The sequence below is a fragment of the Klenkia taihuensis genome (assembly GCF_900112525.1).
Taxonomy (GTDB): Bacteria; Actinomycetota; Actinomycetes; order Mycobacteriales; family Geodermatophilaceae; genus Klenkia; species Klenkia taihuensis.
The window spans coordinates 56,415-68,954 of record NZ_FOMD01000003.1; the positions used below are offsets into that span (position 1 = coordinate 56,415).

Annotated in this window: 13 protein-coding genes; 6 read left to right on the forward strand and 7 right to left on the reverse strand. The window is 74.1% G+C overall.

What is annotated here, in order from left to right; translation table 11 throughout:
* Positions 1–53: 53 nt before the first annotated feature.
* Genes BM158_RS12365 through BM158_RS12385 form a run of 5 tightly spaced genes read right to left on the reverse strand, consistent with a single transcriptional unit; the run spans position 54 to position 6,101 of the window.
* On the reverse strand, positions 54–1,100 hold the full coding sequence (locus tag BM158_RS12365) for an ABC transporter substrate-binding protein (RefSeq protein WP_091559076.1): 1,047 nt from the start codon (positions 1,098–1,100) through the stop codon (positions 54–56).
* A 24-nt stretch (positions 1,101–1,124) separates the two neighbouring features.
* Complete coding sequence (locus tag BM158_RS12370; protein WP_091559080.1) at positions 1,125–2,303, reverse strand: cytochrome P450; 1,179 nt, start codon at positions 2,301–2,303, stop codon at positions 1,125–1,127.
* On the reverse strand, positions 2,300–3,133 hold the full coding sequence (locus BM158_RS12375) for a PaaX family transcriptional regulator (RefSeq protein ID WP_091559083.1): 834 nt from the start codon (positions 3,131–3,133) through the stop codon (positions 2,300–2,302). The genes BM158_RS12370 and BM158_RS12375 overlap by 4 nt, the downstream gene beginning before the upstream one ends.
* A complete protein-coding gene (locus BM158_RS12380) occupies positions 3,130–4,902 on the reverse strand; it encodes an ABC transporter permease (RefSeq protein ID WP_091559087.1) in 1,773 nt (590 codons plus the stop codon). The genes BM158_RS12375 and BM158_RS12380 overlap by 4 nt, the downstream gene beginning before the upstream one ends.
* Positions 4,899–6,101 (reverse strand): ABC transporter ATP-binding protein, encoded by a 1,203-nt coding sequence (locus BM158_RS12385; protein ID WP_091559090.1) that lies wholly within the window; start codon positions 6,099–6,101, stop codon positions 4,899–4,901. The genes BM158_RS12380 and BM158_RS12385 overlap by 4 nt, the downstream gene beginning before the upstream one ends.
* 184 nt (positions 6,102–6,285) lie before the next feature.
* Between BM158_RS12385 and BM158_RS12390 the strand changes: the two genes are divergently transcribed.
* From BM158_RS12390 to BM158_RS12400, 3 genes are all read left to right on the forward strand, one after another.
* Positions 6,286–7,491: a cytochrome P450 gene (locus tag BM158_RS12390; RefSeq protein WP_091561075.1), complete on the forward strand. Its 1,206-nt coding sequence runs from the start codon at positions 6,286–6,288 to the stop codon at positions 7,489–7,491.
* A gap of 124 nt (positions 7,492–7,615) precedes the next feature.
* Entirely contained in the window at positions 7,616–8,509 is an 894-nt protein-coding gene (locus BM158_RS22065; protein ID WP_229827439.1) for an excalibur calcium-binding domain-containing protein, read from the forward strand.
* Between the two features lie 94 nt (positions 8,510–8,603).
* The gene (locus tag BM158_RS12400) at positions 8,604–9,554 is read left to right on the forward strand and encodes a D-2-hydroxyacid dehydrogenase family protein (protein ID WP_091559094.1); all 951 of its coding nucleotides are present in this window, start codon (positions 8,604–8,606) and stop codon (positions 9,552–9,554) included.
* Here the strand turns inward: BM158_RS12400 and BM158_RS12405 are convergent.
* Positions 9,544–9,975, reverse strand: a complete 432-nt coding sequence (locus tag BM158_RS12405) for a hypothetical protein (protein ID WP_131802035.1) — start codon at positions 9,973–9,975, stop codon at positions 9,544–9,546. The genes BM158_RS12400 and BM158_RS12405 overlap by 11 nt on opposite strands.
* Positions 9,976–10,062: 87 nt before the next feature.
* On the opposite strand from BM158_RS12405, the gene BM158_RS12410 reads away from it, so the two are divergent.
* The 3 genes from BM158_RS12410 (at position 10,063) to BM158_RS12420 (ending at position 12,023) form a co-directional block, all read left to right on the forward strand.
* Positions 10,063–10,890, forward strand: coding sequence for an aldo/keto reductase (locus tag BM158_RS12410; protein WP_091559100.1), 828 nt, complete (start codon positions 10,063–10,065; stop codon positions 10,888–10,890).
* Positions 10,891–10,969: 79 nt separating this feature from the next.
* Positions 10,970–11,275, forward strand: a complete 306-nt coding sequence (locus BM158_RS12415; RefSeq protein WP_091559104.1) for a hypothetical protein — start codon at positions 10,970–10,972, stop codon at positions 11,273–11,275.
* A gap of 25 nt (positions 11,276–11,300) precedes the next feature.
* Complete coding sequence (locus BM158_RS12420; protein WP_091559108.1) at positions 11,301–12,023, forward strand: SDR family oxidoreductase; 723 nt, start codon at positions 11,301–11,303, stop codon at positions 12,021–12,023.
* Here the strand turns inward: BM158_RS12420 and BM158_RS12425 are convergent.
* Positions 12,010–12,531 (reverse strand): HAD domain-containing protein, encoded by a 522-nt coding sequence (locus tag BM158_RS12425; RefSeq protein WP_091559113.1) that lies wholly within the window; start codon positions 12,529–12,531, stop codon positions 12,010–12,012. The two genes, BM158_RS12420 and BM158_RS12425, sit on opposite strands and share 14 nt — an antisense overlap.
* Positions 12,532–12,540: the final 9 nt, after the last annotated feature.

Here is a 12,540-nt window from a genome sequence, read left to right on the forward strand (position 1 = left end):
GCGCGGCCGCACCCGGCCCGCGCGACCGCGCGGACCGGGTGCGGGTCGCGTCGTCAGGGCGCGCCCAGCAGCTGCCGGATCTCCTGCGCCTGCGCGTCGGGCACCGGCGTCGGGCGCACGAAGTCGTCCGCGGTGTCGGCGAACGGCGAGATGTCCCCGGTCAGCTCGTTGAGGTAGGTGTTGCCCTCCTCGCTCAGCACGTAGTTGGCGAACAGCCGCCCGGCGTCCCCGCACGGGCTGTCGGCGGCCAGCCCGACCGCGATCTCCGGGCCGGTCGTCGGCGACAGCTGCGCCAGCTCCACCGGCGCCCCGGCCGACTGCAGGTTGGCCACGATCGGCGTCACGCCCGGGAAGCCCAGCGAGCCCTCGCCCGCGGCGACGGCCTGGGTGGCCGGGACCGCGGAGTTGTACCAGGACGGCCCGTTGGCGGCGACGGCCTCGAGGAAGTCGTCGCCGTAGGTGTCGCGCATCAGCTGCCAGAACGACACGTTCGCCGGCGAGGACGTCGGCTCGGCGAACAGCAGCTCCCCGGCGAACGCGGGGTCGGCGTAGGCCTCCCATGACTCGGGCGCCTCCTCGACCAGCCCCGGGTTGTAGACCATGGACGTCGGCACCAGCTGCACGATCGGCGTCCGGCCGTCGTCGGCGGTGTACCCCTCGGGGAACTCGCCGGGGAAGGCCGGGATCTCGGCCTGGTCCATCGGGGTCAACCAGCCGCGTGAGTAAGCGTCGGCGTAGAACGGCGAGTGCGTCAGCAGGACGACGTCCGCGGCCACCGCGCCGGCCTCGGCCTCGGTGGAGAACCGCTGCGTCAGGTCCGCCGACACCAGCCGCACCACCGACACGGGGATGTCGTACTCGGCGGTGAACGCGTCGGTCAGCGTCGACAGCGCCGCCTCGTCGGGGACGCCGTACAGCGTCAGGCAGTTCTCCTCCTGCGCGGCGGCGATGAGCTCGTCGAGCTCGTCGCTGCCGGCCAGGCTCGGCGCGGCGACGTCCGGCGCCGACTCCGACGAGCTCCCGCCTCCGCACGAGGTGATGAGCAGGGTCAGGGCGGTGGCGGTACCGAGAGCGGCGGTGCTCCGGCGGGTGCTGCGCATGGGGTGTCCTTTCCGAGGGGTCGTTCAGGGGTGGGGGGTGAAGCGCAGCGGGACCGACACGTAGCCGATCTCCGGCATCCGGGCGCCCTCGAGCGGGCCGTCGAGGACGAACCCGGCCGTGGCGGCGAGCAGGGTCTCCAGCGCCACGGCCAGGGCCAGGCGGGCCAGCGGCATCCCCGCGCAGTGGTGCCGGCCGCGGCCGAACGCCAGGTGCGCTGCGATGTTGGGCCGGTCCAGCACGAAGGCGTCGGGGTCGGGGAAGACGGCCGGGTCGCGGTTGGCCGCGGCGTAGACCAGCGTCACCGGCTCGCCGGGGGAGATGCGGCGTCCGTGCAGGTCGACGTCGTGGGCCACGGTGCGGGCGAACCCCCGGTAGGGGGTGTACAGCCGCAGGAACTCCTCGACGGCGGCCGGCACCAGCGACGGGTCGGCGCGCAGCCGGTCCTGCAGCTCCCGGTCGCGGGCCAGGTGTACGCAGACCGACCCCAGCAGGATCGGCGGGGCGACCATCCCGACCACCAGGCTCTGCCGCAGCGCCCCGACCAGCTGCTCCTCCTCCAGCGGTGCACCCTCGTGCCGCTCGGCCAGCAGCGAGCTGGCCGGGTCCTCCTCGACCGGCAGCGGCTGTTCCCGGCGGGCGGCGACCAGGGCGCGGGCCATGTCGTACATCGCCTCGCTGGCCGCGTTGACCACCGGGCCGTCCATCCGGCGCCAGGCCTGCACCCACCGGGTGGCGGTGTCGGCCAGCACCGGCGCGGTGGCGGGGGAGAGGTTGAGCCACTCGGTGGTCACCCACGCCGGGAACCGTGCACCGAACTCCTGCGCCACGTCGCCGGACCCCCGCGCCAGCATCGGCGCCAGCTCCCGCGCGGCGTGCTCCCGCAGCCGCGGCGCCAGCCGGTCGATGCGTGAGCGCTGCAGCGTGCGGTCCAGCGCCCGGCGGTAGGGGGTGTGCGCGGGGGCGTCGTAGTTCAGCGGCGGCCGGCGCAGGCCACGCGGGTCGCTGGGCACCACCGCGCGCACCGAGGAGATGAAGGTGCGCGGGTCGCTGGCCGCGGCGGCGACGTCGGCGTGCCGGGTCAGCGCCCAGAACCCGCCGTAGGCAGCGCTGTGCGCGACCGGGCACCTCTCCCGCAGCTGCGCGTAGACGGCCAGCGCCTCCTCGGGGTGGTCGGTGGCGGTCGGGTCGAAGTCCTCGGTCACGGCGCTCCCTCGGGGACGGTGTCGAGCAGCCCGGCGGCGACCGCCCGGGCGGCGGGGTCGACGGCGGCGTGCAGCCGGTGGAACAGGTCCTGCGCCGGGCCGGCCGGCCACGACGCGGGCAGCAGCTCCACCGGCAGCCGCGGGTCGGCGCGCACCAGCTGCAGCCACTCGGTCTCCAGCAACAGCTGTCGGGCCAGCGGGTCGGTGTGCTGCCGATCGGCCGGACCGCCGTCCCACCGGTCGGCGAAGCCGCGGTACCCCTCGGCGATGGCGTCGAGGTCCCACGCGGCGGCGACCATCGCGGGGACGTCGTCCCCGCTGCCGGGGGTCGCGACGAAGGACCGCACGTACGGCGCGGCCGACGCCCCGGCCAGCAGGGGGACGACGTCGACCGTGCCCGGCGCGATCCACAGCCCGCCCTGCACCGGCCCGAAGCCGGCCCAGACCAGCCGTGCCCGCAGCTCGTGGCGTTGCCGCTGCCACGACCCCGGCAAGGAGAAGGACAGCAGCGTCCAGCGGCCGTCCCAGAACCGGTTGACCGCGCCGCTGCGCCACACCCGTGCCCCGCCGTCCTGCAGCACCTGCTCGGACCGGGGCGTCAGACCCAGGTAGGCCGGGCGACCCAGGCGGCGGCTGGACAGCAGGCCCTTGGAGACCATCCGGGTCAGCGCCGACCGGGTGGCCGGGGCCGGCGTGCCGGCCCGCTGCAGCACCTCCACCACGCTGGCCGCCGAGACCCGGGTCGCCCGGCCGAGCACGTGCGTGCCGAAGAAGGTCAGCAGCAGGCTCTCCGGGGTGGTCCGGACGTCGGCCGCGACCGCGGCGGTCACTTCACCCCGCCCACGCTGGCGCTCACGCCGAGCTTGCTCATCCGCCGGGTGTAGGCGAGCACGACCACCAGCACGGTGGCGGTGATGACCACCAGCACCGTCGACAGCGAGGCCAGCAGGGCGAACGACCCGCTGGTGAACACCTCGAGGATGCGGAAGCCGACCACCGGGTTCGCCGTCCCGGCCAGGATCGCCGAGGCGGTCAGGTCGCCCACGATGCGGATGAACAGCAGTGCCCACCCGGCCACCAGGCCGGGCACCATCAGCGGCAGGTAGACCCGGCCGAAGGTCCGCGCCGGGCGCGCGCCGGACACCGCCGAGGCCTCCGGCAGCTCCTTGCCCACCCCGCTCACCGCGGCGTCCGCGGCGATGGAGGCCTGCGGCAGGTAGAGCGCGAGGTAGCCGATCAGCAGGATGAGCAGCGACCCGGACAGGTACAGCGGCGCCCCGGCCAGCAGCAGCAGGATGCCGACGGCGATGACCATGTTCGACACCGCGGCGGGCATCTTGACGGCGATGTCGATGCCGCGGGCCAGCGCCGTCCGCCGGCGTGCGACGTAGAGCGAGATCATCGCCGCGCCGAGGATGCCGATCAGCCCGCCGACCAGGCCCAGGCCCAGGCTGTTGCCCAGCGCGGTCAGCGTCGTCCGGTCGTCGAACACGGCGGTGGTGACGGCGGTGAAGCTCAGGTTGTCCCAGCGGATGTCCGGCGTCCAGAAGCCGTTGAGCGAGACCAGCACCAGCGCGACCACCGGCAGCACCGTCGAGACGAACACGTAGCCGAGCACCAGCACGCGGGCCGGCCACTTCGCCCGGCCGAGGTCGAGGGTCCGGGCGCGGGCGCCCTTGCCGCCGAGGGTGGCGTACCGGCCGCGGCGCAGGATGCGCATCTGCAGCCAGTACGCCAGCCCGACGAAGACGACGACGAAGCCGGACAGCCCGATGGCGACGTCGGTCTGCGGCGGGAAGGTGAACGTCAGCAGCTCGACGATGCGGACGGCGACGACGTCGATGCCGGCCGGCCCGCCGATGATCGCCGGGATGCTGAACATGCCGATGCCGAACCAGATGGCCAGCAGGAACCCCGCGCCCAGGCTCGGCGCGGTGGCCGGCAGGGTGACCTTGCGCAGCGTGCGCCAGGTGCTCGCCCCGGCCAGCCGGGAGGCCTCCTCCAGCGCGGGGTCCAGGTTGCGCAGCCCGGCGGAGGCGTTCATGAACACGAACGGGACGGCGTAGAACGCCATCACCAGGATCAGGCCGTACCAGGAGTTGATGTCGAAGGGGCCCTCGCGCAGGTCGATGCCGACCAGGCCGAGCAGGTCCCGCAGCCAGCTGTTGGCCAGCCCGGCCCGCGGGGAGAGCAGCATCGTCCAGCCGACCGCGCCGGCGACCGGCGGCAGCAGGAACGGCAGCAGCGGCAGCGCGTCGGTCAGCAGGCCCATCCGGGCGTTGGTGCGCTCGTTCAGCCAGGCGAGCGTCGTCCCGATGACGAAGGCGAGCACCGAGCTGGCGACCACCAGGATCAGGGTGTCGCGCAGCATCCCGCCCAGACCCGGCAGCTCCAGGGTGCGCCGGATCGGGTCGATGGTGAGGGCGCCGTCCACCCAGAACATCCGCACCAGCACCCGGCCCAGGGGCAGCACGACGATGCCGATGAGCACCGCGGCGATGACCAGGGTGACCGAGTCGAAGGGTCCGGGCAGCCGTCGCCGGCGCCGGGGCTGCTCCGCCGGCGTGGGGGGTGCGGGCCGCTCCAGGGTGGCGGTCACGACGCCGTCGCCAGCTCGCCCGCGGGTGCGTCCTGCGGCTGCTCGGAGCTCTGGTCCTCGGGCAGCACCAGGACGTCGTCCACGTCGACCGACACCCACGCCGACGCGTCGACGGCGACCAGGTCCGGCCGCGGGCTCCACAGCCGGACGTCGCCGCCGGCCAGGGTGACGACGTACTCGGTGTGCGAGCCGACGAACAGGCCGGCCTTGACCGCGCCCGGCCAGCGGTTGGGCGCGGTGGGCTCGCTGCGGTGCAGGGCCCCGTGCTCGGGCCGCCAGAGCGCGGCGACCCGGTCGCCGACCGCGTGCCGGGCGCCGTGGGTGCGGCCGGTGACCCGGCCGTGCTCGGTCTCCACGGTGACGGTCCCGTCGTGGCCGGAGCCGTCGACCGCGACGACGCGGCCGGGGGCCTCGTTCATCGCGCCGATGAAGGTGGCCACGTACCGGGTGGCCGGACGGCGGTAGATCTCCTGCGGGGTGCCGAACTGCACGACCCGGCCGCGGTCCAGGACGGCGATTCGGTGCGCCAGCTCCATCGCCTCCACCTGGTCGTGGGTGACGAACAGGGCGGAGAAGCCGAGCTCGCGTTGCATGGAGACCAGCTCGAAGCGCAGCTGCTCGCGGACCTTGGCGTCCACGTTGGACAGCGGCTCGTCGAACAGCACCAGGTCGTCGTTGTTGACCAGGGCGCGGGCCAGCGCGATCCGCTGCTGCTGGCCGCCGCTCATCTGGCCGGGGTACTGCCGCTCCAGCTCGCCGACGCCGACCAGCTCCAGCGCCTGCCGGACGCGGCGGGCGATCTCGTCCTTGCCGAGCTTGCGGCCGCGGCGGCTCTGCAGCGGGTAGGCAACGTTCTTGAACGCGGTCATGTGCGGCCACAGCGCGTAGCTCTGGAAGATCATGCTGATGTCGCGGCGCTCCGGCGGGAGCTCGACCCGCTCGGCCGAGGAGTAGACCGTCCGGCCGGAGATCCGCACCTGCCCGCTGTCGGGCGTCTCCAGCCCGGCGATGGCCCGCAGCAGGGTGGTCTTGCCGCAGCCGCTGGGGCCGAGCAGGACGACGAAGTCCCCGGGGTCGACGGTGAGGGTGACGTCGTCGATGGCGTGCACGAGCGCGCCGTCCTCACGGCGGAACCGCTTGAGGAGGTTGTTCACCTCCACGACGGGGGTCGAGGGGGCTGAGGCTGCGTCGGGCTGCATCGCGTCGACCTGTCTCTTCGGTGGCGTGGCCGGGGTCGTGCCCGCGGCGACGGGGTGATGGGGGTCACCGCGGCGGGTGCGGCCATGTTGGCCGTATCAAGAACGCGCGTCAAGCCTCTGGCGAAATACGGATCCGCCTGCCAGGGTGGTCCGGGACCGCGACCGCAGCCCCGAGGAGACCGCCGTGGACCCCGCCGCCGAAGCCCGCAGGCTCGAGCACGACTTCGACCCGGTGCGCCCGGGGGAGACGTTCACCAGCGCGCACGAGGAGTTCGCGGAGCTGCGGCCGCGCTGCCCGCTGGCCCGCAGCCAGGAGTACGGGGGGTTCTGGGCGGCGTTGGGCTACGACGAGGTGCTGTCGGTCATCACCGACATCGAGCACTTCACGACGTCACGGCAGAACGCGGTGCCGGCCTTCGCGTTCACCGGTGTGCGGCCACCGCTGCACCTGGACCCGCCCGAGCACATGGCCTACCGGCGCGTGATCAACCAGTTCTTCATCCCGCCGCGGATGCGGGCGCTGGAGCCGCGGGTGCGCGCGGTCGCCGTCCGGCTGCTGGAGCCGCTGCTCGAGCAGCGCACGGTCGACGTCTGCAAGCAGTACGCGCACGTCTTCCCGGCGCACGTGTTCGCGGAGTTCTTCAACCTGGCGCCGGAGACGTCGGAGGAGATCAAGCGGGTCAGCGGCACCTACGTCGACGCCATCCAGGTGCTCGACCACGCCACCGTGAAGAGCCTGAGCGGGCGGCTGTACGAGATCGCGCAGGAGATCATCGACGCCCGCACCGGCGGCGCCTTCGACCCGGCCGACGACCTCACCGCCGCGCTGCTGGCGGCCCGCTACGAGGGCGGTCCGCTGCCGGCGCCGATGGTGCTGGGCTGCGTGCGGCAGTTGATCGTCACCGGCATGGTGGCCCCCAGCGTGTTCACCGGCACGATGTTCGTGCACCTGAGCCGCGACCCCGAGCTGCAGGACCTGCTGCGCGCGCAGCCGCACCGGATCCCCGCCGCGGTGGAGGAGTTCCTGCGGCTCTACTCGCCCTACCGCGGGATGGCCCGCACCGCCCGCGAGGACGTCGTCCTGTCCGGCGAGCTGGTGCGCCAGCACGACCCGATCGCGCTGGTCTACACCTCGGCCAACCGCGACGAGAAGGTCTTCCCCGACGGCGACTCGTTCGTGCTGGACCGGCCCAACATCGACAGGCACATCAGCTTCGGGCGGGGCACGCACAGCTGCCCCGGCGCGCCGTTGGCCCGGATGATGATGCGGCTGACCCTGGAGGAGTTCCTGGCCCGCAGCAGCAGCTTCCGGGTGACCGAGGAGCCCGAGATGGCGGTGTGGGCCGAGTGGGGCACCCGGTCCGTGCCGCTGGAGATCATCGCCGGCTGACCGCCTGGGGCACCTGTGGCTGCTGTGCCTCCGCCGAGCGTGTCCCAGCGGAACGGCCCCGTTCGGTTCCGCTCGTGCCGCATCGTGTCGGTGCGCCGCCGAGGGCGCCACGGGGAGGAACAGCATGGAGCAGGGCAGCACGGACGACGCCGCACACGGGCCGGACCGGACGATCAAGGTCGGGGCAGCAGTCATCGGTGGGCTCGCGCTCCTCGTGCTGCTCACCCAGGGGGTCGGGCAGGCGCTCGGCGTGCTCGGGCTGGCGGCCCTCGTCGTCGGAGGCGCGGCGGCCGTCCGCGGCCGGTCCCGACGCCTCGGCATCGGCAGCCGCCGTGTCGCCGGGGGAGTTGTGGCCGCTGGGCTGGCCGTGATGACCGTGGGCAGCGCGATGACGCCCTCCGTCCCGACCGACACCGCGGCGGCTGACGCCGCGCAGACGTCCGCGGCGCGGACGACCTCCGCACCCACCTCGCGGTCGACGAGTGCCCCCGCTGAGCGCCCGTTCGTCGCGGCCCCGACCACGACGACGGCGCCGTCGCCGGTGCTGCCGCCGGCTCCGGTCCTCGCGATGACCTGCCCGTCGGGCGGGACCAACGCCTCGCCGGTCTACGGCCAGCAGATCTCGGCGACGGGGCCGTTCAGCGTGACCATCACCTACGGCGACGGAGACTCCTACACCGACGACGACCAGAGCCTGGCGGCGATCTTCAGCCACACCTACGCCAGCCCCGGTTCCTACCTGGTCCGGGCGGTGCTGACCGACGTGGCGGGGCAGACGGCGGCGGCCGAGTGCACCTATGCCTGGACGGCACCGGCGCCCCGGCCTGCCCCCGCCCCTGCACCGGCCTCCGCGCCGGCACCTGCCGTAGGTGGAGGATCGAGCTCGGGTTCGAGCAGCGTGTACTACCAGAACTGCGATGCGGTCCGGGCTGCCGGCGCGGCCCCGATCTACGCAGGCGACCCCGGTTTCCAGGCCAAGTTCGACCGGGACGGCGACGGCGTCGGCTGCGAGAACTGACGGTGCGGCGCAGGGTCCCCGGACCCTGCGCCGCCGTCGTCGCGCACCCACCGACCAGGCAGCGCGGCGGCCGGACCAGGGGTAGACCGGAGCCGTGCACCGCATCGCGCTCCTCGACGACCACCAGCACGCCGCCGCCCGCTTCGCCGACTGGTCGCAGCTGCCCGAGCCGGCCGAGGTGGTGGCCTTCACCGACTCGGTCACCGGCGACGACCTGGTGCACCGGCTCCGCGGGTTCGACGTCGTCGTCGCCATGCGGGAGCGGACCGCCTTCCCGCAGGAGGTGCTCGAGCAGCTGACCGACCTCCGGCTGCTGGTCACCACCGGCATGGCCAACGCCGCCATCGACCTGGACGCCGCACGCGACCGCGGCATCACCGTCTGCGGCACCGGCTTCTACGGACCGCCCACCGCCGAGCTGACCTGGGCGCTGATCCTCGCCGTCGCCCGGAACGTCCCCGTCGAGGACGCCTCCCTGCGGGCCGGCGGGTGGCAGCGGACCGTCGGGCGTGACCTGCACGGGGCGACGTTGGGACTGCTGGGTCTGGGCAACCTCGGCGCGCAGGTGGCCCGGGTGGGCCTCGCGTTCGGCATGGACGTGGTCGCGTGGAGCGCGAACCTCACCGACGAGCGGGCCGCCGAGGTCGGCGTCCGGCGGGTCGACCTCGACGACCTGCTGCAGATGTCGGACGTCGTGTCCATCCACCTCAAGCTGTCCGACCGCACCCGCGGCCTGCTCGGCGCCCGCGAGCTGGGCATGCTCAAGCCCACCGCGATCCTGGTCAACACCAGCCGCGGACCCGTCGTCGACGAGGCCGCACTCGTCGACACCCTGCGCGCACGACGCATCCACGGCGCCGGCCTCGACGTCTACGACACCGAACCGCTGCCGGCCGACCACCCGCTGCGGGAGCTGCGCACCGCCGTCCTCACCCCGCACCTCGGATACGTCACCGAGCGCACCTACGAGGTGTTCTGGCCCGAGGTCGTCGAGGACGTCGCGGCGTGGATGCGCGGCGAGCCGGTGCGCCTGCTCACCAGCTGAGCCGCGGCAGCGCGGGCACCACCCAGGTGTCGGCGGCGACGTGCACGCTGCAGTCGAGCCCCTCCCGGGTGCGCATCACCGACTCCAGCGCAGCGACCCATGCGTGGTCGTCCGGGGTCAGGTACGTCGGTCCGCGGCGCTCCAGGCACATCGCCAGGTGCAGGTCTGCCGGGTCGACGCCGGTCTGCTCGGCGACCTCGTCGTGGAACCCCCGCAGGTGGCCGATCATCGTGCGGTCGGGCTCCACCGGGACGTCGTCGACCGGGATGACCAGTTCGGCCATCGTGCCGTCGCGGTGCAGCCAGGCCAGGCACAGCGTCCGTGACTCGGGCGCCCGCATGTGCTGCAGCAGCCCGCGCCACCGCTCGGTGAGCTCGGCGGCGTCGGTGACGGGGACGGAGCGGTGCAGGGGAGAGGTCATGGGCTGGAGGGTGCCGCGCTGCGCCGACACCGGGGTCCCGCCGTCCACAGGGTGCCGGGCGGTCCACACCCCGGTTGACTCCTCGGCATGCAGACCTTCACCGCCCACGGCGGCCTCACCCTCCCCGCGCTGGGCTTCGGCACCTACCGCCTCAACGGCGACGCCGGGGTGCACGCGATCGAGCAGGCCATCGACGGGGGCTGGACCCTGCTGGACAGCGCCTTCAACTACGAGAACGAGGGCGCCGTCGGCCGCGCGGTGCGCAACTCCGGTCGCCGCGACGAGCTGGTCATCACCTCCAAGCTCCCCGGCCGGCACCACGCCCACGACGAGGCGATCGCCACCATCGAGGAGAGCCTCTTCCGCACCGGTCTCGACGTCCTCGACCTGTACCTCATCCACTGGCCCAACCCCGGCGTCGACAAGTACGTCGAAGCGTGGGGCGCGCTGATCGAGGCCCGCGACCGCGGGCTGGTCAAGGCCATCGGGGTCTGCAACTTCGAGCCCGAGCACCTCGACCGGCTGCAGGCCGAGACCGGCGAGCTGCCCCAGGTCAACCAGATCGAGCTGCACCCCTACTTCCCGCAGGCCGAGCTGCTCGCCTACGGCGCCGAGCACGGCATCATCACCGAGGCCTGGACCCCGCTCGGCCGCGGCAACGACCTGCTCGAGCACCCCGTCCTCACCGAGGTCGCCCAGGCCCACGACGCCACCACCGCGCAGGTCGCGCTCGCCTGGTCGATCGCCCTCGGTGCGCTCCCGCTGCCCAAGGCCGCCTCGCCGCAGCGGCAGGCCGAGAACCTCGCCGCTGCCGACCTCGCCCTCACCGACGACGAGGTCGCCCGGATCACCGCCCTCGGCCACCCCGACGGCCGCACCTACGACCAGGACCCCACCCGCTACGAGGAGTTCTGACCCGGTGGGGTGAACCCTGCTCAACCGCCGACGGGCGGGCCCCGATGACGTGGGACCCGCCCGTCACCAGGAGCACCCCGTGGACCGACCGCACGACACCATCTCCACCCGCACCCTGCTGTGGGGCGTGGTGGCACCGCTGCTGGTCGGCGCGCTCGTCCCGCCGCTGGCCGGCATCGCCACCGTGTGGCTGCTGGCCGGTCTCGCGACGGTCGTGGTGCAGGCCGGTCTCTCCGCCGTCCGCCGCGTCGACCCGGGGGAGGACGACGACCTGCACGACGAGCTCGCCGCCACCCTGCCCGCCCCGGTCCCGTCCGCCCGCTGGTGGAACCGCACGCTCGAAGACCCCAACGTCGAGGCCGCCCGCGCCGGCAGCTGGGGCTGACCGACCCTCCCGCTACGGTCCCCGCGTGAGGATCGCGGTGGCCGGTGCGACCGGCGTCGTCGGCGCGCACGTGGTGCGGCTGGCGGCCGACGCCGGCCACGACGTCGCCCCCCTGTCCCGGGCGACGGGTACGGACGTCGCCACCGGTGCCGGTCTCGCCGACGCCCTCGACGGGGCCGACGCGGTGGTCGACGTGCTCAACGTCAGCACCCAGCAGACCGACGTCGCCCAGCGCTGGTTCCGGCGGACCACGGAGCACCTCTCCGCCGTGGCCCGGCACCTCGTCACGCTCTCGATCGTCGGCATCGACGGCGCGGCCAGCGGCTACTACGCCGGCAAGGTCGCCCAGGAGCAGGCCCTCGCCGCCGGGCCCGCGCCCTGGACCCTGCTGCGGGCCACCCAGTTCCATGAGTTCCCGGGCCAGATGGCGCGGCGCCTCGGCCGAGGGCCGTTCGTCGTCGTCCCCGCCATGCGGACCGCCACCGTCGCCGCGGCCGAGGTCGCCGCCGAGCTGGTCCGCCTCGCCGAGGGCCCGCCGCAGGGGCGGGTGCCCGACCTCGCCGGCCCCCAGGACGCCGAGCTCGCCGACCTGGTCCGTGCGGAGCTCGCCGTCCAGGGCAAGCGCCGGCTGGTCGTGCGGGTGCCGCTCCCGGGTACTGAAGGCCGGCGGATGCGGCACGGTCTGCTGCCGGGTCCGGACGCCCGCCGGGTGGGCCCGACGTTCGACGCCTGGCTCAGCTCCCGCTGACCAGCCAGGCCTCCACCGCGTCGAGGTGGCCGTGGGTGAGCCCGGTCGCCAGGTCCGGCGCCACGACGTAGACCTGCGGGTTGTCGGCCAGGAACGCCTGCACGTCGTCGGCCTGCAGCGCCAGGTCGTCGTCGATCCAGACGGTGCGGCGGGTCGGGTCCTCGGCGACCACCGCCTGCGCGGCACCCAGCTTCCACCAGTTCGGCGCACCGCCCAGGCTGCTCGAGTAGCCGGTCGGACCCTCGCCGTGCGGTCGCTCGTGCACCCGCAGCCCGCGCGGCAGACCCATCGGCTCGGCGAGCATCTCGTCGGCGCGGGCCGCCCAGGTGGTCAGCCACTGCAGCTCGACCGTGCCGTCGGCGTGCCAGTCGGCGAGGCGCTTCGTGACGGTCGGGTCCCACGACAGCAGGTAGCCGGCGAACGTGCGGCGCACCCGGTCGGGGGCGTCGCCGCGGTCCAGGGCGTTGAGCACGCCGTCGACGTCGAGCAGGAGCAGGGGAGGTGCCACGGTGGGTTC